The 25,050-nt window shown below is 64.2% G+C and carries 20 protein-coding genes and 2 pseudogenes; 13 read left to right on the top strand and 9 right to left on the bottom strand.

All coding sequences use genetic code 11. The features are described 5' to 3' along the window. Positions 1-53: 53 nt before the first annotated feature. A complete protein-coding gene (locus NW75_RS02450) occupies positions 54-1,481 on the bottom strand; it encodes a porin (protein ID WP_052192060.1) in 1,428 nt (475 codons plus the stop codon). A 111-nt stretch (positions 1,482-1,592) separates the two neighbouring features. Beyond that, positions 1,593-2,558 (bottom strand): PQQ-dependent catabolism-associated beta-propeller protein, encoded by a 966-nt coding sequence (locus NW75_RS02445; RefSeq protein ID WP_033963533.1) that lies wholly within the window; start codon positions 2,556-2,558, stop codon positions 1,593-1,595. 148 nt (positions 2,559-2,706) lie between these two features. Between NW75_RS02445 and pedF the strand changes: the two genes are divergently transcribed. From pedF to NW75_RS02425, 4 genes and pseudogenes are all read left to right on the top strand, one after another. After that, entirely contained in the window at positions 2,707-3,120 is a 414-nt protein-coding gene (gene pedF / locus NW75_RS02440) for a cytochrome c-550 PedF (RefSeq protein ID WP_052192066.1), read from the top strand. 35 nt (positions 3,121-3,155) lie between these two features. Further along, the gene (locus tag NW75_RS02435; RefSeq protein WP_231564898.1) at positions 3,156-3,980 is read left to right on the top strand and encodes a substrate-binding periplasmic protein; all 825 of its coding nucleotides are present in this window, start codon (positions 3,156-3,158) and stop codon (positions 3,978-3,980) included. A gap of 123 nt (positions 3,981-4,103) precedes the next feature. Then, positions 4,104-5,892 (top strand): annotated as a pseudogene (locus tag NW75_RS02430) (methanol/ethanol family PQQ-dependent dehydrogenase). Between the two features lie 133 nt (positions 5,893-6,025). After that, positions 6,026-6,667 (top strand): response regulator, encoded by a 642-nt coding sequence (locus NW75_RS02425; RefSeq protein WP_033963530.1) that lies wholly within the window; start codon positions 6,026-6,028, stop codon positions 6,665-6,667. A gap of 2 nt (positions 6,668-6,669) precedes the next feature. On the opposite strand, the gene NW75_RS02420 is transcribed toward NW75_RS02425, so the two are convergent. The 4 genes from NW75_RS02420 to adh form a co-directional block, all read right to left on the bottom strand. Further along, a complete protein-coding gene (locus tag NW75_RS02420; RefSeq protein ID WP_033963529.1) occupies positions 6,670-8,925 on the bottom strand; it encodes a hybrid sensor histidine kinase/response regulator in 2,256 nt (751 codons plus the stop codon). Next, the gene (locus NW75_RS02415; RefSeq protein WP_033963569.1) at positions 8,925-10,091 is read right to left on the bottom strand and encodes an FIST N-terminal domain-containing protein; all 1,167 of its coding nucleotides are present in this window, start codon (positions 10,089-10,091) and stop codon (positions 8,925-8,927) included. The genes NW75_RS02420 and NW75_RS02415 overlap by 1 nt, the downstream gene beginning before the upstream one ends. 46 nt (positions 10,092-10,137) lie before the next feature. Continuing rightward, complete coding sequence (locus NW75_RS02410) at positions 10,138-10,530, bottom strand: DUF779 domain-containing protein (RefSeq protein ID WP_033963528.1); 393 nt, start codon at positions 10,528-10,530, stop codon at positions 10,138-10,140. A gap of 95 nt (positions 10,531-10,625) precedes the next feature. Further along, positions 10,626-12,146 carry an aldehyde dehydrogenase gene (gene adh / locus NW75_RS02405; protein WP_033963527.1) on the bottom strand — a complete coding sequence of 507 codons (1,521 nt, stop codon included), beginning with the start codon at positions 12,144-12,146 and terminating at the stop codon, positions 10,626-10,628. Between the two features lie 196 nt (positions 12,147-12,342). Between adh and NW75_RS02400 the strand changes: the two genes are divergently transcribed. From NW75_RS02400 to NW75_RS25730, 4 genes are read left to right on the top strand one after another with little or no spacing between them, the layout of a single operon-like run. Then, positions 12,343-12,810 (top strand): pseudoazurin, encoded by a 468-nt coding sequence (locus tag NW75_RS02400; protein ID WP_052192054.1) that lies wholly within the window; start codon positions 12,343-12,345, stop codon positions 12,808-12,810. Position 12,811: 1 nt separating this feature from the next. Continuing rightward, positions 12,812-13,111, top strand: coding sequence for an EthD family reductase (locus NW75_RS02395; protein WP_033963526.1), 300 nt, complete (start codon positions 12,812-12,814; stop codon positions 13,109-13,111). After that, positions 13,111-14,148: a TonB-dependent receptor plug domain-containing protein gene (locus NW75_RS25735; RefSeq protein ID WP_052192052.1), complete on the top strand. Its 1,038-nt coding sequence runs from the start codon at positions 13,111-13,113 to the stop codon at positions 14,146-14,148. The genes NW75_RS02395 and NW75_RS25735 overlap by 1 nt, the downstream gene beginning before the upstream one ends. Next, the gene (locus NW75_RS25730; protein ID WP_052192050.1) at positions 14,129-15,619 is read left to right on the top strand and encodes a TonB-dependent receptor; all 1,491 of its coding nucleotides are present in this window, start codon (positions 14,129-14,131) and stop codon (positions 15,617-15,619) included. Before NW75_RS25735 ends, NW75_RS25730 begins: the two co-directional genes overlap by 20 nt. Positions 15,620-15,743: 124 nt before the next feature. Here the strand turns inward: NW75_RS25730 and NW75_RS02385 are convergent, their stop codons facing one another. Next, on the bottom strand, positions 15,744-17,051 hold the full coding sequence (locus NW75_RS02385; RefSeq protein ID WP_033963525.1) for an MFS transporter: 1,308 nt from the start codon (positions 17,049-17,051) through the stop codon (positions 15,744-15,746). A 72-nt stretch (positions 17,052-17,123) separates the two neighbouring features. Here NW75_RS02385 and NW75_RS02380 point away from each other — a divergent pair, with 72 nt between their 5' ends. From NW75_RS02380 to NW75_RS02370, 4 genes and pseudogenes are all read left to right on the top strand, one after another. Beyond that, the gene (locus tag NW75_RS02380; protein WP_033963565.1) at positions 17,124-18,254 is read left to right on the top strand and encodes an ROK family transcriptional regulator; all 1,131 of its coding nucleotides are present in this window, start codon (positions 17,124-17,126) and stop codon (positions 18,252-18,254) included. 97 nt (positions 18,255-18,351) lie between these two features. After that, a pseudogene (locus NW75_RS27635) lies at positions 18,352-18,795 on the top strand (TonB-dependent receptor plug domain-containing protein); the annotation flags it as partial. A gap of 563 nt (positions 18,796-19,358) precedes the next feature. Then, positions 19,359-20,861: a TonB-dependent receptor gene (locus tag NW75_RS27630; protein ID WP_331385959.1), complete on the top strand. Its 1,503-nt coding sequence runs from the start codon at positions 19,359-19,361 to the stop codon at positions 20,859-20,861. 104 nt (positions 20,862-20,965) lie between these two features. After that, a complete protein-coding gene (locus NW75_RS02370; protein WP_033963524.1) occupies positions 20,966-21,901 on the top strand; it encodes a glycerophosphodiester phosphodiesterase family protein in 936 nt (311 codons plus the stop codon). 611 nt (positions 21,902-22,512) lie between these two features. Here the strand turns inward: NW75_RS02370 and NW75_RS02365 are convergent. Then, positions 22,513-23,283, bottom strand: a complete 771-nt coding sequence (locus NW75_RS02365) for an enoyl-CoA hydratase/isomerase family protein (protein ID WP_033963523.1) — start codon at positions 23,281-23,283, stop codon at positions 22,513-22,515. 99 nt (positions 23,284-23,382) lie between these two features. After that, positions 23,383-24,261, bottom strand: coding sequence for a LysR family transcriptional regulator (locus NW75_RS02360; protein ID WP_197057694.1), 879 nt, complete (start codon positions 24,259-24,261; stop codon positions 23,383-23,385). 88 nt (positions 24,262-24,349) lie between these two features. On the opposite strand from NW75_RS02360, the gene NW75_RS02355 reads away from it, so the two are divergent. Beyond that, entirely contained in the window at positions 24,350-25,033 is a 684-nt protein-coding gene (locus tag NW75_RS02355; RefSeq protein WP_231564897.1) for a glutathione S-transferase family protein, read from the top strand. The last annotated feature ends 17 nt before the right edge of the window (positions 25,034-25,050 follow it).

Raw genomic sequence — 25,050 nt, 5'->3', positions numbered from 1 at the left:
GGTGGCGAGATGGGTTCGATCGAACCGCCCCCCGCCACCGCATAGTTGCACAATTAGAAGAACAGGATCGACCCGACCGATACGGTATTGGACTTGGCCTCGTTCGGGCCCTGCGCCTCCGCCTTGGTATGGATATATTCGGCGAGCAGCGTAACCCAGCTCGTCAGGCCGTAGCGTAGCTGTCCAACCCAGCTGCTATTCTTGTCGAGCAACGTCGGGTTGACCTCGCCACGCGCGAGATCGAGCTTGCTCTGCCCATAGCTCCCCGCGACCGTGAACTTGTCGAAGGTCAGGCTGGCCTGACCGTAAAAGCCGCTGCTGTCACGCTTGCGCCCGAGCGCATCGGTCGAGAAGACGAACAGCGCCGTCGTCCCCAGCCCCGACCCGCCATAATAATAACCGAGCACATTCAGCGGACCATAGCCGAGCTTGCCACCGACATCGAAGCCGCTGCCGGTATAGCTCGGCGCGCCGGCAAAGCCGTCATGCTTCTGCGTAATGCCCGACGCCCACAGGTGACCCGTGAATGTGTCGGCCTTGAAGTCATAGGTGACCTTACCCTGAAAACCGGGCGTGCCGTTGACCTCGGCCCCGCCCGTCAGCGTCGACAACGGCTGGAAGATTCCGGCCGACGCCTGAAAGCCGCCGAACACGGGCGTGGTGTAGGTGATCTGCGGCTGGAAGTCGGTGTAGATATAGCCGATCCCGATCCGCCCGAGCGAGGTGTTCGACGGGCCCGCATTGCTGCCCGGCGTGCCGACCGACAGCAGGGTGATATCGTTCAGAATCGCATCGGACCCGAACAGGCCGATGTCACGCCCGAGCTTGAAGGTGCCGAGATGCGGCTTGCCGATCGTCATATAGGTCTGCCGGGCATCGATCCCTGCGGTCGCCAGCGCGACTGGCGCACCGGCGGCGTTGGCACCATTGCCGCCGTACGAATTGCTGTTGATGCCGGGATAGAAGCCGAAGTGCGCGGCAATGTCCCAGCCGCCCTGGTTGGTCGACACGTCGAGCCCGAAGATGCCCGGCAGCAGCCCGTTGCGGATCGCCGAACTGTTCTGCGGGCCGGTATTGGCGAGACCGCCGACGACCGTCGTGCCGGCAAGGCGCTTATCGGGCGAATCATGCGTATAGAAGGCGTTGACCGAGCCCGAGAACTTCACCGTCACGCCGCCGACTTCCATGCCGATCCCGCTGCTCGTCATCCGCACCAGCCGTTTGTCGTCGAGCTGCGCGACAGCTGCGGTCTGCGGCTCGGCGGTCGGGTTGGTCGCGACTGCAGCGGGTTGTGGGGCGGGTGGCGCGGCGGGTGGCTTGCGCGCGATCAGATCGTCATATTCCGCCTGCGTCAGGATGCCCTTCTCCTTCAGCCGCAGCAGCAGGGCGCTGGTCGTGTCGTCTTGCGCGAATGCGGGCGTCGCGCCCGCCAGCAATGCGGCCGCGCAGACCGCCTGCAGCAATGTTGTGGTGCCCCTCACGGATATCCTCCCCCTGATAGCGGCCCGCCTTTCGCGGTGCCTGTGCGCCAACGCTGCGCCCGCGGCGGCGATCGGGGAATTGGACTTTGGTGCGTGGTGCGCGGCGTCCGATCAGGGCGCGACGACGACGCCCCAGGGCGCGCGGCCCACAGCAATCGTCGCGATCACGGCCTTGGTCGCGAGATCGACCACCGAGACATTGTCCGAAAGTCCATTGGCCGAAAAGACGCGGCTCCCTGCGGCATCGATCGCGGAGTGCCACACGCGCCGCCCGACCGGGATGTATCCGGTCACCGTCGCGCTCGCGACGTCGACGATTGCAAGCGTATCGGCGCGCCCCAACGCGACGACGGCCTGCTTGCGGTCGGGCGTGAAGCGGATACCGACCGGCATGATCTTGTCCTTGAACACCCCCGGGGGCGCGAAGGCGATCGTTTTGGTCACCGCGTGGCTGGTCGTGTCGAGAATCTGCACTTCGCCACCGATTTCCGAACTGACCCACAGCGCCTTGCCGTCGGCGGTGAATTCGGCGTGGCGCGGGCGCATCCCGACCGCAGTCTGCGCAAAGTCCTTGTGGCTGGCGAGATCGATCCAATGCACCGAGTCATCGGTCTCCGAGGTCGAGACAACCGTCTTGCCGTCGGGGCTGACCGCCATCCCTTCGGGTTCGACCCCGACATCGACTTGCCAGGCGACGACATGCTTGGCGACATCGATCGCGGTCACCGCAGCGTCGCGTTCGTTCGCCGCGAACAGCATGGTACCGTCGGGCGATAGCGCGAACTGCTCGGGGTCCTCGCCCGACGGCAAGTCAGCGACGACCTTGCCCGTCGCGCGGTCGATGACTTGCACGGCATTGTCGTCGCTCGCGCAGACATAGAGAAACTTGCCGTCGCGCGAGAGGACGATGCCGCGCGGGCGCTTGCCGATCGGCCAGGTCGCCACGACCTTGAGCGACGTCGCGTCGATCACGGTGATACTGTTTCCCTTTTCATTGGAGACGTAGACCGTCTCGGCGCGCGCACTCCCCCCGAAAGCGAGAGCGCAAAGCAAGGGCAGGGTAAGACAAATCCGCATGAGACGGGTCTAGTCCAATCGCGCGCGGGCGCATGCTGTACCTAAGTGCAATAGGGTCGCAGGCCTGCACCCGCCTACATCCCCCGACTCAATCGCGAAGACCGCGAAAGCCGTGGAGAGGAAGCCGATGAAGATCCCCAGCCTGTCGATGCTCGCTTTGCTTGTGGCGACGGGACTTGCCACCGCGCTGATCGGCAATGCGGTCTTCGCGCATGGCAATGTGCTGCCGCAACCGGTCGACACGAGCGCCCTGCCCGACATTGGCGAGGCATGGCTCGTCAAAAATCCGTATCGCGGCAATGCGACCGCGATCAAGATCGGCGAATCGGCATATGGCCAGAATTGCGCCCGCTGCCATGGCCTTGAAGCGATGTCGGGCGGCATTGCGCCCGATCTGCGCTATCTCGATGTCGGCGAAGCGGGCGACGAGTGGTTCATCAATCGCTACCAGCATGGCTCGGCGCGCGACGGCAAGGTCTATATGCCGCCGCTCGGCGATGTTCTCGGGCAGAAAGCCGGCTGGGCGATCCGCTCCTGGCTCGACACCAAGCACCAGGATTAGTGCCATGAACCCGGGCTTTACCCGACGTGGCGTGATTGCCGGGATCGGCGCGGCTGCGGCGCTCCCCGCATTCCCGGCGCGCGCGGCGTCGCTCGAAAAAGATCCGGAGCGCTGGCATACTGCGCATCGCGGTCTATCGCGATTTCGCGCCTTGGGCGTGGTTGGAAGGCGCAACGCTGCGCGGGATCGACGTCGATCTCGGTACTGCAATCGCGCACAAGCTGGGCGTCAGGCCCGAGTTTCGGGACTTCCTTGCGGGCGACGATGTCGACGACGACTTGCGCAACATGGTGTGGAAAGGCCCCGCCACCGGCGGCACGCTGTCGGACATCATGATGCACGCGCCGTTCGACCGCGCCTTTGCGTTGCGCAACGATCGCGTCGTGATCGTCGCACCCTATTATCGCGAGAGCTTCGCGATCGGCTGCGGCCGCGCGGTCGATTGCGAGGATCCGCCGGCCCGGTTCAAGGGCCACAAAATTGCGGTCGAGCTCAACAGCATTCCCGATTTTTACATGAGCGGCCAATTCGGCGGCGCGCTGCGCAGCGACGTCGTGCACATGACCAGCGGCATGGTCGCGTTGGACTCGGTCCGCGAAGGCAAGACCGATCTCGCAATGGCGACGCGCGCGCAAGTCGAGCACGCGCTGTCGAAGGGCGGCGACGCGATCGTTGCGCGCAAGGGGCCGATCCCGGCGCTGACCAGCCCGGGTTGGGACATCGGCCTGGCGGTGAAGGACGACAGCCGCGATCTCGGCGACCGGCTCGACACTCTGCTTCCCGAACTGATTGCCGACAAAACCGTTCCGGCGATCTTCGACCGGTACGGCGTGACGCTGCGCGCGCCGCTCGCATCGTGACCGCCGCCTAGGCCCAAGGTCCAATTGGCGGGCGCGCGTACCGTGATAGCGTGAAGCGATCGTACTGCAGCAGCAGCCGACCTCGCCGGAAATGGCGGGCGTAAAGAACAACCAGGGGAGAAGATGATGAAGCGCATTGTGCGACAGACGTCGATTTTCGCAATCGGAAGCGCGCTGCTCGCGGCACCGCTCGTGGCGGCACCCGATGCCGCACCGGGGGAGGCCGCTGCGCCGGGGGCGGCGGTCGGCCCGACCGATGCAGACTTGATGAACGACGCCAACACCCCGGGCGACGTGCTCACCTACGGCATGGGGCCGCGCGCACAGCGTTTTTAGTGCGATCTCCACGATCAACGCCGACAACGTCGCCAAGCTCGTTCCCGCTTTTGCCGCCTCGCTTGGTGGGGAGAAGCAGCGTGGGCAGGAATCGCAGCCGCTCGTCTATGACGGCACGATTTACGTCACCGGCTCCTATTCCCGCGTCTTCGCCTTCGATGCGAAAACCGGCGAGGAGAAATGGGAATATGACGCGCGTCTGCCCGATGCGATCGTGCCGTGCTGCGACGTGGTCAATCGCGGGGCAGCGATCTACGGCGACAAGATCATCTTCGGCACGCTCGACGCCCGGCTCGTTGCGCTCAACCGCAACACCGGCAAGGTCATCTGGAACAAGCAGATCGCCGACTACAAGGCCGGCTACAGCTTCACCGCCGCGCCGATGATCGTCCACGGCAAGATCATCGTCGGCAATTCGGGTGGCGAATTCGGCGTGATCGGCGAGATCCAGGCGCGCGACGTCAACACCGGCGAGCTGATCTGGACGCGTCCGACGATCGAGGGGAACATGGGCACCCTGGGCGGCAAGGAAAACGGAATGACCGGCAAGCTCAATGCGAGCTGGCAGGGCGACCAGTACAAGCAGGGTGGCGGCGCGACGTGGTTGGGGGGCACCTACGATCCCGATACCAACCTGATCTACATGGGCACGGGCAATCCTGCGCCCTGGAACAGCCATTTGCGCCCCGGCGACAATCTCTACACCGCCTCTACGCTCGCGATCGATCCCGACACCGGCCAGATCAAATGGCACTATCAGACCACACCGCACGACGGCTGGGATTTCGACGGAGTCAACGAATTGATCCCGTTCGACGCGATGCGCGGCGGAAAGATGATGAAGCTCGGTGCCAAGGCCGACCGCAACGGCTATTTCTTCATTCTCGACCGCACCAACGGCAAGTTGCTGCAGGCCACCCCGTTCGTCTCAAAAACAACTTGGGCGACAGGCTATAACTTGAAGACCGGCAGGCCCAATTATGTCGAGGCCAACCGACCCGGCCCGCCCACCGCGGAAAAGGGAACGACCGTGTTCGCGGCCCCCGCCTTCCTTGGTGCCAAGAACTGGATGCCGATGTCGTACAGCCAGCAGACCGGTCTGTTCTACGTGCCCAGCAACGAATGGGGCATGGATATCTGGAATGAGCCGATCGCCTACAAGAAGGGTGCGGCGTTCCTCGGTGCCGGCTTCACGATCAAGCCGCTCTATGAGGATCATATCGGTGTGCTCCGCGCGATCGATCCGGCGACGGGAAAAATCGCGTGGGAATATAACAACAAGGCACCGCTATGGGGCGGCGTGCTGAGCACGGCAGGCAACCTCGTGTTCACAGGCACGCCCGAGGGATATCTCAAGGCGTTCGACGCCAAGAGCGGCAAGGAATTGTGGAAGTTCAACACGGGATCGGGCGTGGTCGGCACGCCGATCACCTGGGAAACCGATGGCGAGCAATATGTCGCGGTGATGTCGGGCTGGGGCGGCGCGGTGCCTTTGTGGGGCGGCGAAGTCGCCAAGGCGGTGCAGCACATCAATCAGGGTGGTGCGCTGTGGGTGTTTAAGCTGCCGAAATCGTGAGCGGCACGGCTCTATCCGGCGTCGAGCGGAGCCGTGCGGCGGGGGGTGGCGAATGCCGCCCCCCGTTTCGCTTTCCCGCGCAATCGGACTACGCTCGGCAAGCGGAACGGCGCAACAGGGGGATCTGGATTACGTGGAACGCGTGCTCATCGCCGACGACCATCCGATGGTGCGCGATGGTTTGCGCACCGTCATCGCGGTGGCGTTCGATCAATGCGAGCTGTTCGAGGCCTCCTCGCTCGACGAAGCCAGCGCGGTGATCGCGCGCGAGGGCGATTTCGACTTGGTGCTGCTCGATCTCAACATGCCCGGCGCGGTCGGCTTTTCCGGGCTGATCGCGCTACGCGAGCGCTTCCCCTCGGTACCCGTGGTCATCGTCTCGGCGGCGCAGGAGCGCGGTCTTGCACGCGGTGCGCTGGCGGCGGGGGCGGCCGGGTTCATCCCCAAATCGCTGCGGCGCAGTGCGATCGTCGATGCGCTCAAGACCGTACTCGCGGGGGATTTCTATGCCCCGGAGATGGACGAGATCGAGGCCGCCGAGACGCTCGAGGATGCCGACATCCAGCGCCGCATCGACAGCCTGACGCCGCAGCAAAAGGTCGTGCTGCGGCTCGTCGTCGCGGGCAAGCTCAACAAGCAGATCGCCTATGAGCTCGATGTCTCGATGACGACGGTCAAGGCGCACGTCTCGGCGATCCTCGCCAAGCTCAAGGTGTTCAGCCGCACGCAGGCCGTCATCCTCGTCAACAAGGTGAAATTCGGGACCGACGCCTGACATTACTGCGTGAGCCGCGTGATCAGCGCGCGGAGCTGCGCGGGCTTGACCGGTTTCTGCAGGACGTGGAAGCCCGCCGCAGCCAGATGATCGCGCAATTCGGGGGTACGATCGGCTGTGATGATAATCGCGGGGATCGCGGCACCCTCCGCAGCCCGCAAGCCCTCAATCGCGCCGACCCCGGTCTGGCCGTCGTCGAGGTGATAGTCGGCAATGAGGAGATTGGGCCGCGAGATGTTGGCTTGCGCTATCCCGGTCGCCATGTCGCGTGCGTTCAGCACGGTGCAGCCCCACCCCTCGAGCAGAGCCGACATGCCTTCGAGGATCAATGTCTCATTGTCGATCACGAGCACGACCCGATCGTTGAGCGGCCCGCTGCGCGATGGCGCGACGGTATGCGACACGTGCGCGCTGGGCGTGCCGAGCGGAACCTCCACCCCGAAGCGCGAGCCCTCGCCGAGCGCGGAGCGGACGGTCAGCGCATGGCCGAGCATCCGCGCCGCGCGCTGAACGATCGCCAGCCCCAGCCCCATCCCGCGATCACGCCCATGCTCGCCGATTCGCCGGAATTCCTCGAAGATCTCGACATGATGCTCGGGCGCGATCCCCGGGCCGGTGTCGATCACCTCGACCTGCAGCATTTCACCCTCGACGCGAACCGAGACGTCCACCGACCCGGCCTGGGTATAGCGTAACGCATTGCCGATGAGGTTCTGCAGAATCCGCCGCAACAGGCGCGGATCGGAGCGCACCCAGAACACACCGTCATCGATCCGCAGCGTCAACCGACGCTCGCGCGCGACGGGTGCGAATTCGGCTTTCATGCTGCGCAGCATTTCGTCGAGCGCGAAGTCGATCGGCTCGGCGACGATCGCACCGGCATCGAGCCGGGATATCTCGAGCAGCGATTCGAGCAGATCCTCGACCGAATCGAGCGCCGACCCCGCCTGGCGCACCAGCGCGCGCGTCGGCAAGGCGAGCCGCCGGTCACTCAAGGCGGCGACAAACAGCCGCGCAGCGTTGAGCGGCTGCAACAGATCGTGGCTCGCCGCAGCGAGGAAACGCGTCTTGGAGATATTGGCTTGTTCGGCTGCAGTCTTGGCGTCGCGCAGTGCCGCCTCGACCGCGAGGCGCTCGGCATTTTCGCGGCTGAGCTCGCGATTGACCGCGTTGATGTCGGCGGTACGTTCCTCGACACGGCGTTCGAGCGTCTCGTTGGTCTCGCGCAGCCGCTCGGCGGCGCGCAGGCTTTCGGTGATATCGCCAAAGCTCATCACCATCCCGCCATCGGGCATGCGTGCACGGTGAACCTCTACGACCTTGCCGCTTCGGTAACGTCGGAGCGAGACGGCATCGCGCACGCCGTCTTCGAGCCAAGCGAGCGGCAGGTCTGGCTCCATCGGTCCGTTCAACGCCACACATCCCGCGACCAACCCGTCATGCGTCGCGACGATCGCGATCCCATCGGCGGGCAGACCGATTACTGCGAGCAGCGGATCGTTCCACGCGACCAGCCGACGCTCGGCATCGTAGACGCACACGCCCTGCGGGATCGTATCGAGCGTCGCCTGGAGGATCGCGCTCTTCTCGGCGAGTTCACGCGCGCGCAGCCGCGCATCCTCGGCCTTCACTTCCGTGATGTCGGTATAGACGCCGACGATCCCGCCCTCGCTGGTGCGCAATTCGTTGATCTGGATCCAGCGGCCGTCGGCAAGCGCGTGGACATGCCCGCCGCTCGCGACCATGCGCTGCGCCATCCGCTCGGACACCCAGCGGTCGTGTGCGACCATCGCCCCAAGCGTGGTGCCGTCCTTGCCGATCATGTCGGTGATTTCGGAAAAGGAGATTCCGGGGACGATCCGGTCGGCGATCTTGGGCCACAGGCCGAGATAGGTCTGGTTGCACAGCACAAGCCGATCATCGGCATCGAAAATCGCAAAGCCTTCGTTGATGCTCTCGATCGCATCGCGCAAGCGGCGTTGCGCATCGTCGGCCGTCTCCTTGGCGATCCCGAGCGCCGCGTTGCTGCGCGCCAGCGCGTCGAGCGCCTGTTCCAGATCGGCGGTACGCTCGCGCACCTTGCCCTCCAGCGAGATCGCGGTTTCGAACAGCGAGAAGGCATTGCCCTGAAGATCGGTTGAGCGTTCGACGCGGTCGATCAGAGCGGTGTTGATGCGCTTGAGTTTGACGATCTCAGCCTCGAGCGCCGCGATCCGCGCGGCATCGTGGCTTTGGGGCACGGCGATCCGCGTTGCCATCAGTCCCCCCAGCCGATCGCCAGGCCGCTGAAGGTCTGGTTGACGTGGAGCGCGTGGAACTGCTCGCCATAGGTGTTGAAGCCAGTGACGCGCCGTTCGACGAACATGCGAGAGACTTTGCGGGTCAATTGCCGCTGTTCGGCCTCGATCTTGTTGAGCACACAGTCGAACCCGACGATCCGGTCGATCCCACCGACACTGCGGTCGAGATCGTCGAACAAAGTGCCGAGCCCGTCGAGAATGTTGCGTGCCTCGCCCAGCGTCAGCACAACACCTTCGTCGATCGCGCAATAGAAGGTCAGACTGCCGTCGGGATTGGCCGACTGGATCGATCGGACATAATATTCGCCGCCGGCGCGCACCATCGGCGGGTGCGAGGCAAAGACTGCGGGGCCGAGCTGGTTGACGGTCGTCCCGGTCAGCCGGGCATATTCCTCCGCCGCCGGTTCGGCGTTGATTTCGGTAACGACGCGCCCCACCGGATCGGCCCCGGTGATCACCATCTTGACCTGTCCCGGCGCATAATGCTGCGAGCGAAACACCTGCATCGGTCGCGCCGAGGACAGGATCGCGACGAGCGCGGCATCGCGGCGGAAGGCACCGTCCTGGAAGATGAAGGTCTCCTTGAAGTCGAGCCCGTCGCCGGAAGATCCCCCGATCAGGGGGATTTCGCCAAGCGCATCCTGCACGGTGACGGTGAGCATCTCCTCGCGGTGCGACAGCCCGTCGACCAGGAAGATCGCGGCGCGCGTCACCTCGGGACCAAGCGCGTCCGAGGCGGCGGTCGATTCGGCGACCAGCGCGCGCACGACGCTTTGCGCACGGCTGGCATCGAACGAATCGAGATGATCGAAGCGGACAGCGTTGAGCGTGAAATCACTCGCCGGGAAACCGATCGCAGCGATCGTGCCCTCGGCGATGCCTTCCGGAGTAATTTCACCCGAAGAGGTGCATCCCACCACGCACAGCCCTTCGCTACGCCGGTTGATCGCCTCGGCCAGCCCATCGAGCGCGTAGCGACTGGAGCTGAAGATCAGCACGCCGGCAAGCGTCATCGGGTCGAGGGCAGCAAACAGCGCCTGCGCTGCGGCATCGGGATCCGCAAGCCGCGTCGCAGCGGTACGGACCGGGGAACGCAACCGCGCGGGCGGGGGGGCATCGAGCATGAGCGGCATCATGTCATGCCTGCACGGGTGCGTCGATTGCCATGGATCATCCGGCACCGCAGACCGGCACGCCCGCCGCGTCGAGCGCATCGACCTCGGCGTCGCTGAAGACGCGGCTGCGGATGATGAAGCGCAGTCCCTCGGGCCCCTCGAGCGAAAACCCCGCGCCGCGCCCGGGCACGACATCGATCGTCACCTGCGTATGCCGCCAATAGGCGAATTGCGCGGCACCGATCCACACCGGCACGTCGTCGGCGATACGCCCCAGCAAAATGTCCTGCCCACCGACCCGAAACTCGTCCGCAGGGTAGCACATCGGTGCCGATCCGTCGCAGCATCCCCCGGACTGGTGGAACATCACCCGCCCGTGGATCGCGCTCAGCCGATCGATCAAGGCGATCGCGGCGTCGGTTGCGAGAATACGGGCAGGTGGCGTCACGCTCGGCTCCTGAAAACGCGGGAAAAAGCGGCGGGTCCGAAGACCCGCCGCAGCCGACGGCCAAGGGAACAGACCGCCGGGCTTCGGTCGATACGCTAGAAAAACCCCATCGGCTTCGGACTGTAGCTGACGAGCAAATTCTTGGTCTGCTGATAGTGATCGAGCATCATGCGATGGTTCTCGCGCCCGATCCCCGATTGCTTGTACCCGCCGAACGCAGCGTGCGCCGGGTAAAGATGGTAGCAATTGGTCCACACCCGTCCGGCCTGGATCCCGCGACCCATGCGATAGGCGCGCGTTCCGTCGCGGGTCCAAACCCCCGCGCCGAGCCCGTAGAGCGTGTCATTGGCGATCGCGAGCGCGTCGGCATCGTCCTTGAACGGCGTCACCGCCACCACCGGGCCGAAGATTTCCTCCTGGAAGACGCGCATCTTGTTGTTGCCCGAGATGATCGTCGGCTTGACGTAATAGCCGCCGCCCAGATCGTCGCCATGCTGCGCGCGCTCGCCGCCCGTGAGGATCTTCGCTCCTTCGTCGCGCGCGATATCGAAATAGGACAGGATCTTCTCGAGCTGGTCGTTCGACGCCTGCGCGCCGATCATGGTCGAAGGATCCAGCGGGCTGCCCATCACGATCTTCTCGACGCGGGCGACCGCCTTTTCCATGAAGCGGTCGTAGATGCTTTCATGCACCAGCGCGCGGCTCGGGCACGTGCACACCTCGCCCTGGTTGAGCGCGAACATCGCGAACCCTTCGAGCGCCTTGTCGAGGAAATCGTCGTCCTGATCCATCACATCGGCAAAGAAGATGTTGGGCGACTTGCCCCCGAGCTCGAGCGTGACCGGGATCAGATTTTCGGTCGCATATTGCATGATCAGGCGGCCAGTCGTGGTCTCGCCGGTAAAGGCGATCTTGGCGATGCGCGGGCTCTGCGCCAACGGCTTGCCCGCCTCGACGCCGAAACCGTTGACGACGTTGAGCACACCCGGCGGGAGCAGATCGCCGATAATCTCCATCAAGACCATGATCGACATCGGCGTCTGCTCGGCTGGCTTGAGCACGATGCAATTGCCGGCGGCAAGTGCGGGCGCGAGCTTCCACACCGCCATCAGGATCGGGAAATTCCACGGGATGATCTGGCCGACCACGCCCAGCGGCTCGTGATAATGATACGCGACCGTGTCATGGTCGATCTCGGAAATGCCCCCTTCCTGCGCGCGGATGCAGCCTGCGAAATAGCGGAAATGGTCGATCGCGAGCGGAATGTCGGCGGCGGTCGTCTCGCGGATCGGCTTGCCGTTGTCGATTGTCTCGACCATCGCGATCAGCGGCAGATTTGCCTCGATCCGGTCGGCGATCTTGTTGAGGATCACCGCGCGTTCGGCATAAGAGGTGCGGCCCCACGCGTCCTTCGCCTTGTGCGCGGCGTCGAGTGCGAGATCGATGTCTTCCTTGGTACCACGCGCCACCTGGCACACCGTCTGGCCGGTCACCGGCGAGGGATTGTCGAAATAGCGCCCCTGCACCGGCGCGACCCATTGGCCGCCAATGTAATTGTCATAAGTCGAGCGAATCGCGACCTTGCCTTTCAAACCTTCGAGCGCCTGGTGCAGCATAGTTTCTCTCCTGGATATGAGCCCGGTGGCTGACACCAATGCGGGCTATCTGCCTCTATTGTGCCCAAAACCCTCGACCGCGCTATTGCACCAAAGGGCAATTTGCGGACCGTCAGTCTGCCTCCATGCTCGCTCGCGATAACCAAGCGTCCGCTGCCAAGGCCGAGCGCCCGCGCGAGACGATCGTGAGGAGAAGATGATGTCGAGACTGATCGCCGCCGCATTGTGTCTGACTGCCGCGCTGGGAGCGACCGGCGTAAGTGCGAAGGCACCCAAGACCGTGCCCGCCAAGACGATCGTCGTCGAGATGAGGGATAGCGGCCCCGAAGGCGCGATGGTGTTCGTCCCCGCCTTCGTGAAGGCCAATCCGGGCGACACAGTACGCTTCGTGCCGACCAGCCCGGTGCACAATGCCGAGCTGATCCCCACGATGCTGCCCGCCGGCGTCACGCCGAGCAAAGGTGCGATGGGCAAGTCTTTCGATCTCGTTGTCACCACGCCCGGCATCTACGGCATCAAATGCGCACCGCATTATTCAATGGGGATGGTCGCGGTCGTGCAGGCCGGCGACGGCCCGTCCGCCAATCTCGCCGCCGCGCGCGCGGCCAATCTCCCGCCCTTCGCTAAGAAGCGGATGGTCGGCTATCTCGCAAAGGCGCGCTGACATGACCACCTTGCTCGTCACCTATCCCCGAACCGACGGCGCGACGTTCGACCTGGATGCCTATCTGGACCGGCATCTGCCGCTCGTACGCGATAGTTGGACGCGGTATGGGCTGACCCGCGCCTCCGCATTTATTCCAGAGGAACCCGCTCCGGCCTATGCGGCGGTCGCGGTGCTCGAGTTCAGCGATGGCGCGGCGCTCGACGCCGCGCTGGCATCGCCCGAGGCGGCCACGGTGTTTGGCGACGTCGCCACCTTCACCGACATTGCCCCCGTGCCGCTGCGCTGTACGGCCCGGTGATGGACGGGAGCGCGAAGTCGGAGGGCCCGATCGCGGTGCGGCTGTTCTCGCGCGTCGGCATTGCGGGGGCAGCGCTCGTCTTCCCGCTCGCCGCCTTTGCGCAAGACCAGACCGGCCCCGATATCGTCGTCACCGCCACGCCCCTGTTTGATGTCGGCGAGGGCGCGCTGCGCTTTCCAGCGCAGACCATCAGCGACGAGCAGCTCCAGCGCGCGCATGCCAATGACCTCACAGACTATCTCAAGCGGCTGAGCGGTGGCGTGTTCGTCAATGAAATGCAGGGCAACCCGCTTCAGCCCGACATCAACTATCGTGGCTTCACCGCTTCCCCGCTGCTCGGCACGCCGGAGGGGTTGTCGGTCTTCCTGGACGGCGTTCGGCTCAACCAGCCGTTCGGCGATATCGTCAGCTGGGACCTGATCCCCAAATCAGCAATCCGCTCGGTTAGCCTCGTGCCGGGCTCGAACCCGTTGTTCGGGCGCAACTCGCTGGGGGGTGCGGTATCGATCCGCACCAAGGACGGCAACTCGGACCCCGGCTACCTGCTCGATGTCGGCGTCGGATCGTTCGCACGCCGCACGCTCGAGGCGCAGGCCGGGGGCGCGATCCGCGGCGGGTTCGACTGGTTCGTCAGCGGCAACGCCTTTCACGAGCGCGGCTGGCGCGCCTTTTCGACCTCCAGCGCCTATCAGGGATTCGCCAAGTTCGGCTGGTCGAATGCGACGACGCATCTGCAGCTTTCAACGAGCTACGCGGACACCGACCTCAACGGCAACGGACTGCAAGAACAGCGCCTGCTCGCCGCCGATCGCCGCAGCGTCTACACCCAGCCCGACGTCACGCGGAACCGCTCGGGGCTGGTCAATCTGACCGCAAAGCACACCGTATCGGACGCACTGTCGCTGTCGGGAAACGTTTTATTGGCGGCGGATCAAGACCCGCACCTTCAATGGCGACGTCAACGACAATGCGCTCGGCGAAAATCTATACCAGCCCAACGCCGCCGAGCGCGCCGCCTTGGCTGCGGCCAACATTAGCGGCTTTCCGCTAAGTGGCGAAACGCAGGGCAACACGCCCTTCCCGCGCTATCGCTGTATCGCCGAGGCGCTGCTCGACACCGAGCCCAACGAAAAATGCAACGGCCTGATCAACCGTTCGGCGACCGACCAGCGCGAATGGGGCGCGAGCATGGAGGCAACACTTACCGCGACATTCGCCGGGCTGCACCAGACGCTAACGTTCGGCGCGAGCTATTCGGATAGCCAGGCCGACTTCGCGCAATCCGCCCAATTCGCCTATTTGACTGCCGAGCGCGGCGTGGTCGGCGTCACTGGCCCGGGTGCGTTTGCCGACGGGACGCAGCAATCCGAAACCGCGTTCGACGCGCGCGTCGACCTGCACGGTCGGACCACCAATCTCGGCCTCTACGGCACCGATTCGCTGATGCTGACCGGCACGCTGCGAGTCGATCTGTCGGCACGCTACGATCGCACGAGCGTCGGCAATCGCGACCGGATCACGCCCGTTGCCGGAACCGGTTCGCTGACGGGCGATCATCGCTTCTCCGCCTTCAACCCCGCTATCGCCGTCGCCTGGATGCCGTTCAAGCAGCTCGGCTTCGATGCCGCGATCGCGCAGACCAGCCGCGCGCCCTCGGCGATCGAGCTCGGCTGCTCCGATCCGGCAAGCCCGTGTCGGCTGCCCAATGCGTTGGCAGGGGATCCACCGCTCAACCAGGTGACCGCGACGACGCTTGAGGTCGGCGTACATGGCAGCACGCATGGCCCCCTCACCTGGCGCATCGGTGCCTTTCGCACCGACAGCCGCAACGACATTCTATTCGTCGCGAACGACGCCGCAGGCTTTGGCTATTTCCGGAACTTTGGCCGCACGCGGCGGCAAGGCGTCGATCTGGATGCGACCGCCACGTTCGGTGCAGTTCGGCTTTCGGGCCATTATACCTGGCTCGACGCCACGTACCGCAGCAGCGAGCACGTCGGTGCCTCGGGCAACAGCAGCAATGACGGCGTCGCCCCCGGGTTTGACGGCACGATCGCCATCAGCAGGGGAAATCGCATTCCGCTAATCCCGCGTTCGATCGCCAAGGCGGCGGTCGGCTGGGATCCGATCAAGCGCCTGTCGCTCGATGTTGACGTTATCGCTGTTTCGGGCGTCTTTGCGCGCGGCAACGAGAACAACGCGCATGTGCCCGACGGCGTTTATTACCTCGGTGCCGGGAGCACGCGACCGTATGCGGTCATCAATTGCGGTGCCGAACTGCACGTTACCAGGGCCGTCACGCTGACGCTCCAGGTGAACAACCTGCTCGACAAGCAATATGCCACCGCCGCGCAGCTCGCGGCGACTGCATTCGACGGCACTGGCCGTTTCGTAGCGCGCCCCTTCGCCACCCCGGTGATCGGCGGCGAGCGCCCGCTATTATCCTCGACCTTCTACGCACCCGGCGCGCCGCGTTCGGTGCAGGTCAGCGCTCGCATTCGACTTTGAGCGGAGAGAAGACAGGTAAGGCGTCATCGCCAGAAGACAGGCGAAATGCGCTTAAATTTCATAGACTAAGCCACGTGCCGGCAAAGAAGCGTCAGCCTCAGATTTCGGTCATGAACCGAGGCATTCATCGGCGTCTGGAGGAGGCAAACTGCAAGTACAAGACGCAGATCGCACCCAGGACAGGAATACCAAGCGCGCCCGACAGGACAAATGAAGGCGAAATCGGCGGACATAATGGGCAAACCGGGAGGAGCTTGGCGACGAGGACGGCAAGCAACGCGGTGCCCAACCCGGACGCGGCCTTCAACGTCGCGACGAACAGCCCGATCGGAAAGGCTTCGCCGACAATCCCGTTGCCGCGTTCCGATTGCACGCTCATCGCCAGAAGCGCCCAGATGGCGGTGTTCATGCCCGCCTGGCTTCCGCCAAGCAATGCGAGAAAGATCATGCCAGCGGTCGAGGTCAGGCTGAACGCGAAGCAGCCAATCGATAGGATGAGGCCAATATGAGATACGGCCAAGACAGTGCGCGTCGGAATGTGCCGCGCGACGATCATCCAGAGAGGTAGCGCAACGCCCTGGCCAAACGTCATACTGGCGAGCGCCCAACCCGCCCAGGCCGTGTCCCGCATCACGGCGTGGCCGAAGAACGGAAGCGCGCGCGAGAAAAAGGGGATCAACATGCTCTGGATGGCGACGACACACAGCGCGAAGCGATAGGCAGGATTGGCAAGCAAACGTCGCAGCATCGTTATGGCCGGGACTTTAAGCGGCTTTCTTTCGCCATCCGCGAGCCGCGCGGTCGCGATTTGCGCGAAGATCAAGGTCGATGCGTAAAGGGCACCGCCGACGACGCCGAAGATGACAAAGGCATGGCTGCGCCCCGCCTGATCGCCGATTGCCAGAACCTTGGCCAGCGCCAAACCGACTCCGCTCCCGCCAAGCGCGCTGAAGATAAGACGCAGCGCGGAGACGTCTCCGCTATCCCGCTCGGTTCGAACGACTCGCAAGAGCAGGGTGTTATGCCCGACATCGCCCAGCGTGTAGCCGATCCTGCTTCCGACGACGGCGGCGACGGTTAGGGCGGTGCCGCCAAATCCTGGTGCTGCGAAAATGAGCGCGAAACCGGCACCGCACAATGGCGCCGCGACCCGGATCAGGCGTGCTTGCGCATCGCGCCGTCCGGTCCAGTCGGATCGATAGGAAATCGCCAGATCGGCCAGGCCGTCCCACACCATCAGCGACGCGAGCAGTGCACCGGCATACGCTGCAGACAGGCCCGCATTGAACACGAGAAAATAGAGCAGGACGCTCTCGAAGGCGTTCCAGAGGAAACTCTTGCCCAGATTGCCCGAACTGTAAGCGAGCTTGGTCGAGAGCGGAATCGGCTCGGTTGGCAGGGATACGCCCGAAGGCTGGGAGAAGCGGGACATGGCCCGATCGCCATAAAGGGCTCACCCTTCATTTTTTGACGCACTGCAATTATATAATCGGGCGTTATGCGCATGTCTTCGCCCACCAGGCTCATTCTCAGCGAAGCGCAGCGGCGCGTCGTGCAGCATTTGCGCATCCATGGCCCGACCGCGCGCGTGCACCTCGCCCAAACGCTCGGCATCAACCCCGCCACCTTGACGCGGATTACGCAGCAGCTCGCCGACATGCAGCTTGTCGAGGATATTCCGACGAATTCCGAGACGGGTCGCGGACGCCCGACGATTCCCGTCGCGATCGCCGGCGATGGCGGATGGTCGGTCGGCGCGACCGTACACCCGGGATGGCTTGAGCTTGTCGCAATCGATTTTCGGGGCGAGATTCTGTTCGAGGATACGCTGCCTTTTACGCAAAATGATCCGAGGGTTTTCGCAAGGACGGTCGAGGCGCGACTGCGCACTCTGGTCGCGCAGCGCAGCTTTATGCGGGGCCGCTTCCTGGGCCTGGGCGTAGCGGTCGCGGGGTACGCGATCGATGGCGATCGTAACCGTCGCGCGGTCGTCGATTGGATCGCGCCGTGGGACAATATTCCGTTGCGGGAGGTTCTAGGCGATGTGCTGGGCATGCCCGTGTGGATCGAGAATGATGCGGCTGCGGCGGCGCTGGCTGAATTCTATCGCCCGGAAATCATCCGCCAGCACCGTTCGATCCTCGTCTTCTTTCTCGGCCACGGTGTCGGCGGCGGCCTGATCGCGGAGCGCGACCTGTTCTCCGGCGAGTTCCACAATGCGGGCGAGGTCGGACGGCTCTTTCCGGGCAGCGAACCAAGGCCGTCCGGGGTCGATCTTCTGGAAACCCTGCGCCGGGCAGGTGCCGATGTCGCATCTCTCGCCGACCTGCACGGCCTTTTGGACCCGTATCGCGCGGTTTTCGACACATGGATCGCGCGTGCTGCAAAGCAACTGACCGCAGCCACGCATAGCGGCGTCGCGTGGCTGGACCCCGGCGCGGTGGTCATTTCAGGCGCGCTGCCTCAATCGGTCCTGGATAGGCTGGCGGCGCAGGTGACCGAGCATTGCAATCGCCTTTTCAGCGGGCTCCGTGCGCCAACGCCACAGATCTACGCATCCCGCCTTGGGAGTAAGGCCGTCGTGCTGGGTGCCGCGCTCGCTCCGCTCCACGACGTGCTTGAAAGTAGGCGTTGACCGCATTTGGAACTCTCTGATTTAATTTCATGAAATCAATTAAAACTGTCACCGAACCCGACGAAAGCGCCCCTCGAACAAATTCAAGGGGATTATCATGCGAATCAAGACAAGCCTGCTCACCAATGCCGCCGTCCTGGCGCTCTTTGCCGGTGGCCCGGCGCTGGCCGAGACCGCGCCCGGCGACCAGGCGAACGCCGCGGCTCCCGCTAAGGCCGAAGCCGAACAGCCGGTCGATATCGTCGTCACCGGATCTGCTCGCGCGCAACGGCGCTTCGACGTTTCCTACGCGGTCAATTCGCTTTCTTCGGACGATATCAAGAAGCTCGCGCCCCAGAGCATGGCGCAGCTGCTCAGCGTCGTCCCGGGCATCCAGGTCGAGTCAACCGGCGGCGAAGTGCAGAACATCACCCGCGTGCGCGGCATTCCGACCGACCGCGGCTATCTCTATTTCCAGCAGGACGGCCTGCCGCTGTTCCACGATCTCGACGGGTATTTCTTCAACGCGGGCGACGGGATGAACCGTCCCGACCTGATGACCCAGCGGGTCGAGGTCGTGCGGGGCGGCCCGGCACCGATTTATGCGAGCGGTGCGGCCGCGATCGCGAACGTGATCACCCGCACCGGCAGCGATAAACCGCAGGGCGAGGCGCAGGTGACGGTCGGGACCACCGGCCTCTACCGGCTCGATGCCTATCAATCGGGACCGCTGGGTCACGATACCTATTACGCGGTCGGCGGCTTCCTGCGACAGAATGACGGCTACCGCGATGCCGGCTTCCCGTCCGATCGCGGCGGGCAGATCCGCGCGAACTTGAAGCATGATTTTGCGAACGGCTTCGTCAAGCTCTCGGGCCAGTACACCAACGACAGCAACATCTTCTATCTCTCGCTGCCGACTGCCGATCCCCGCAATCCCTCCGTCAGCCTCAATCCCTACCTCAATTCGCTGACGGGTACGCTCGACACCCCGGCGCTGCGCTCGGTGAACATCGCGTATCGCAACGGCGCGGGCGTTGTGCAGAATCAGAGCGGGGATCTCGCCAATGGCCGACATATGCGCTTCGGCAACGCCCAACTGGATTATGAGGGTGACTTCGGCGGGTGGCACGTCTCCGCCAAGGCCGGTTATACCGAGGGGCGCTCGCACTTCGATGCTCTGTACACGACCTCCAATCCGCTGGTCGCCACCACCTTTGCAAACAGCAATCTGGCGGCGGCGCAGGCGGCGTTCGGCAATGTCGCGTATCTGGCTATGCCTTTGCGGGCACCAACGGTGCCTCGCTTTATGATCCCGCCAGCCAGTCCGGCCTCGTGCTTTCGGCGCAATATCGTTCGACCGACGCGAAATTCTATTCCGGCCAAGGCGACGTGAGCGTCACGCGCAAGTTCGACACCCCCTTGGGCAGCCACGATATTCGCGTCGGCGTCTATGGCGCGGACTGGGGCAGCAGCGTCTTCGCCGTCTATCAAAACTACCTGCTCCAGGTCACGTCGCAGCCGAAGACCTTGGACCTCGTCGCTTACGGGGCCGATGGATCGGTCAAGGGCTATGTCACCGACAATGGCGCGCTGAACGACGCGGCGTCGCTGGTCGGCGGCAAATATGATGCGCAGATGGTCGCGGTGTACGGAACCGACACATGGGACATCACCGACCGCCTGCGGATCGACCTCGGCCTTCGGCAGGAATGGTACAGCTATAACGGCTTTTCCCAGACCACGGGCTCGTACAATCTCGGCAATGCGGCGACGCTCGCCGACAATGCGACGCGAGGCTTCACCGGCGCGATCGTCACCACGAAATTCAAGCCCAAGGCGACGAACTGGACGGCGGGCGTGAACTACGATCTCAGCAGCCGCTTCGGCATTTACGCGCGCGCATCGCAACTCGAAGTGCCCGCTTATGCGTCCGCCGTCGCGATCACCGGTTCTTCGTTCACCGCATCGAAGGCAAAGCTCTACGAGGCAGGGGTGAAGGCGCTGGTCGGGCATTCCTACCTGTATCTCACCGGTTTCTATACCAAATTCGATCCATTGAGCGCCAGCTTCACCACCTTCAACCCTTCCACCGGGCGCAGCGACCAGATCGTCGCCTTCGTCGGATCGGCCGAAGACAAGGGCATCGAGGCGGACGGGCTTTTGCGGGTCGCGGGTCCGTTGTCGGTATCGGGCGCGGTTACGGTGCAGGACCCCAAATACATCAACTTCACCAGCACCACGGGGGCTAGCGCCGGCGCAGTGGCCGGCAAGCAGATCGTGCGGCAGCCCAAAATCTACGGAAACATCCGTCCGAGCCTCGATTTCAAGTTCCATGGTGGTGACCGACTGAGCGTCTACGGACGCTACGATTACGTCGGAAAACGCTATGTCGATGTGACGAACACCACCGCGCTGCCGGCCTATGGCTATTTCAGCGCAGGCATGACGTTCGATCATGGACCCTGGAACTTCCAGATCGTCGGCGACAATGTCACCAACGCGCATGGCCTGACCGAGGGCAATACCGCAGGCGACACTCTGTCCGGTCAGGGCACGCCCGACGCGATCTTCGGCCGTCCCCTATGGGGCCGCAATGTCCGCTTCGTGGTCGGCCTGAAATGGTGATCGTTCCACGCTGACCTGTCGGCCCGGACGGGATCGTCCGGGCCTTTTCCTGGCGCGCGAACCTTCGCCCGAAGGCGCGCTTCTCCCATTTGGGCTCTCTCTCTATGAAAATTCTCCCCTTCACCGCCGCCCTCGCGCTGTTCGCGAGCAGCGCAGCGGGCGCGGCGACACCGCGCGACATCATGGCCAACGTTCGCAATCCGCAGGGCGGGCTGGTCGTCGTCGCGCATCGCGGCTGCCATGCGCCCGCCCCGCATCATGGGTATGGGCCCGCGCCGGAAAACTCGGCGCTCGCCTTGCAGCGCTGCGCGGCGATGGGCGTAGACATGATGGAAACAGACGTACGCGAAACGCGCGACGGCTATCTCGTCATCATGCACGACGACAGTGTCGACCGTACCACCGACGGCAGCGGCAAGGTCGCCGATCTCACTTTGGCCCAGATCAAGCTATTGCACCTGCGTCAGGGCGAAGGCGGCCCGGCGGCGGCAATGACTGATCAGGCCGTGCTGACGCTCGACGAGATGCTGGAACTCGCGAAGGATCGGATCGTCCTCAACCTCGACGTGAAGGACGCCGTCTATCCGCAAGTCATCGCCGCCGCGCGCAAAGCCGGTGCGCAAGATCGCGTGACGCTCAAGACGCGGGTCGGTGCCGGATCGCTACCGCTTGCAGCAATGGCACCGTATGACGAAGTGGCGTTCCTGGTGATCCCGCAGGATGTCGACGATCGCGACCTCGCCATCGCCGATATCATCTCCGCGCAGATGGCGGGCAGCGTGAAGCCTGTTGGCATCGAATTGCCGTATCGCCTGCCACTGTCGATGCTCACGACGGTTTCGGCACGCGCGCGATCGCTGGGTGTGCGGCTTTGGGTGAACATGCTGGACGGCAATTTCGTGGTCGGCGCGGGCAGCGACCGCGACGCTCTGCGGGCCCCGGATGCGGTGTGGGGTGCGCTCGTCCGCGCCGGTGCCTCCATGTTGCTGACCGACGAACCCGAAGCAATGCTTGCGATGCGCAATGCCAAACGACGCTGAATGGGCTTCCACGGATGCCGCGTGTTGCCAGACGCCGGACTGAGAGCATGTGGCACTTCCGGGAACGGCATCGGGGCGTGAAATACTGCTCTGCAAACCAATGGCAGCTCTGGACTTTAGCAGTCGCTTGCGCCCGTCCGTCGAACCGCGAAAACAGGTGCTGCCAGCTTCGTGGCGGCGGTGACCCACGAGCGGCCACTCCCGAGACTTTTTCGCCTTCCCAACTTCCGACATCCATTCGTCGGTGCACGCTCAAACTACAGCCCAGCTGGAAGGGCGAAACCTGGGACAAAGCCGTCATTCGCAGGTCCGATGGAGAAGGGCGGTTTGCGGAGGGAGCGGACATTCGCCGGGCTTCCGGTATTCGGCTTGCGAACGAGCAGACTTCGCTGATTGCCGACCGGCAGGTTTTGCAAAGCCGCAAGCCATAACAGCCGGTTCAAATATATGCTTGGTGGTTACGTCGATGGCTCAGCGAACGCTGGTCACGACCAATATACCCCATCCGGCCCGCAATGAGTAAAGGTCCGCTTCTGAGCGAAGCGGACCTTCAAGAATTCCCGGTCAGGGGGACGCCACCGACCGCGCGTTGCCGAGCGGCGGCGCAAATGTCAGGCTTGGGCCGCCATCGTGCGGGCGACGTCCGCAGCGCTGATGCCTTCCAGCGCAAGGCCATAGCCGCCATCCGCCTCAATCAATCGACGCAGTCCCTGGGTGAGTGCGATCCGCGTATAGCGGCCGGTGAGCGGCGGCAGCGCTGCGATGCCGTCGGCGATCTCGTGCGCGCGGGCGAGCAGGCGGTCGGCCGCCACGATCTCATTGACCACGCCCCAGTCCTTCGCTGTCCCGGCGTCCAAAACTTGCCGGGTGAGCAGGAAATAGCGCCCGCGGATCGATCCGATCACGTGCGGCCACAGGACATGCACGCCATCGCCCGGAACGATGCCGAACTCGAAATGCGGCTTGTCCTGGAACACCGTCTCTGGCGTGGCGAGGACGATATCAGTGAGCAGCGCATATTCGCTGTGCAGCAGCACTGGCCCGTTGAGCGCGGCGATCATCGGCACTTCGATATCGAGGATGTTCGACAGCACCTTGCGGCCTTCGCGCAGGATCTTGTCATAGCCCCTAGGGGTGAAGAAATCGAAGCCCTCGGGATCGATCGCATCCATGAAGGCATCGCCGGAACCCGTCAGGATTACGACGCGATTGTCGCGATCTTCGCCGATCGCATGGAACAGGTCGACGAACTGCTCGTGGGTATGGCCGTTGAAGACGAGCTTGCCGCCGTCGGTGTGCAGCGCGACTTCGAGCACGCCATTGTCCTTGCGGGTCAAGCGGGCGTTGGGGAAGGCGTCGCGATAGGTGTCGAACTTGGCCATGACGGCTGATCCTTCTGTCTGTGCCGACCCCGTCGGTCGGCGTGCGGATCAGCTAGGCCATTCCGGATGGACGCGGATGACAGCCTGAAGTGATAATCTTTATGCCTGCACGGAATGACCGTCTGCCATCACCGTTTCCACGAAGTTTGCGAACTCGCGGGCCTTGGCGCTCGCCATTCGGCCCGCAGGGAACACGGCCCACAGGTCGAGCGACGGAAGCGACCAGTCGGTCAGGACGCGCCGCACCGCGCCGCTCGCCAGTTCAGGCGCAAACATCCAATCCGAGGCGATGGTGACGCCCATGTCGGCGAGCACGGCGGCGCGGAGCCCTTCGGCCGCGCTTACGCGCACGCGACCGCGCACCGCCACCGAAGACTCGGTGCCGCCGGAGCTGAACGACCAGACGCTGACCGTCTGGCCGTAGACTACGGCTTCATGGTCGGCGAGGTCGGCAGGATTCTTCGGTTCCCCGGCGCGCGCGAAATAAGCCGGTGTGGCCAGCACCGATCTGCCGCCGGTTGCGAGTTTGCGCGCGGTCGCCGTGGAATCCGCCAGCGTGCCCATGCGCAATGACAAGTCGACCCCCTCGGCGACGAGGTCGATGACGCGGTCATCGAGGATCACGTCGATCTCCAGTTCGGGATGCTGTTCCAGAAAGCGCGGCAGTAGCGGCACGATGTGCAGCCGCGCGAAAGTCGTCGCCGCCGAGACGCGCAGGCACCCGGACAATCCGGCACCCGCGCCGCGCGCTGCAAGTTCGGCCTCGTCGGCTTCCCGGATGGCCGAGCGCGCGCGCTCGAAGAAGCGCTGCCCGGCCTCTGTGGGCTTCAGGCCGTGGGTCGAGCGAATCAGCAGGCGGACCTGAAGCCGGTCTTCCAGTTGTGCGATCGTTTTGGAGACGGCCGGCTGACCGACGTTCAGATGTCGGGCGGCGGCAGAGAAGGAGCCCGTTTCCACCACGCGGACGAAAGTCGCCATTGCTTGATATCGGTCCACGTCATTCCTCCTGGGAATGAGCATTATTGCTTCAAGGCCGCTGCCCTGTCGAGCGACGAAGAGGCATCTCATGGCAGCGCTCCCGGATGGTCCGGAGCGCGCCGGGATGATGACGATGCTAGAAGTCTATGCTTTTGCGACGCCCAACAGCGTCAAAGTGCCGATCGCGCTGGAGGAGCTGGGGCTCGACTATGCGCTGCGTTCCGTGAATGTCCGCCAGGGCGAGCAGAAAGCACTCGATTTCCTGGCGCTCAACCCCAATGGCAAGGTGCCGGTACTGATCGATCCCGATGGTCCCGACGGGCGGCTGGTGTTGACCGAGTCCGCCGCGATCCTGATCTATCTCGCCGAAAAGACCGGAATGCTCATGCCATCGGCCGGCGAAGGGCGCGCGTGGGTATTCGAGCAGCTGTTCTTCCATGCCTCGGGGCTGGGGCCGGCGTTCGGCCAGTCGGGATTCTTCCAGCGCTTCGCTGCCGAGCCGCAGCCGATCGCCATCGAGCGTTTCTCGACAGAAGCGAAGCGGACCGTTTCGGTTCTGGACCGCGTGCTGGCGGAGCGCCGCTTCGTCGCGGGCGATGCGTTCACAATAGCGGACATCGCCCATTTCGGTTGGCTGTGGCGGCGCGCGTTTGCCGGCGTCGCGCTCGACGACACGCCCAACGTCGCGCGCTGGTATGCCGAGGTCGAGGCTCGCCCCGGCGTCCAGCGTGCGATCGAACGCGTCAGCGCGCTCGTTCCGCAAGACCATTAATTCCGCTTCCCGGCATT

This window comes from Sphingomonas sp. Ant H11 (assembly GCF_000797515.1).
GTDB lineage: Bacteria > Pseudomonadota > Alphaproteobacteria > Sphingomonadales > Sphingomonadaceae > Sphingomonas.
Note: the sequence above shows the minus strand (reverse complement) of the source record. Positions and strands in the feature narration are given on the sequence as shown.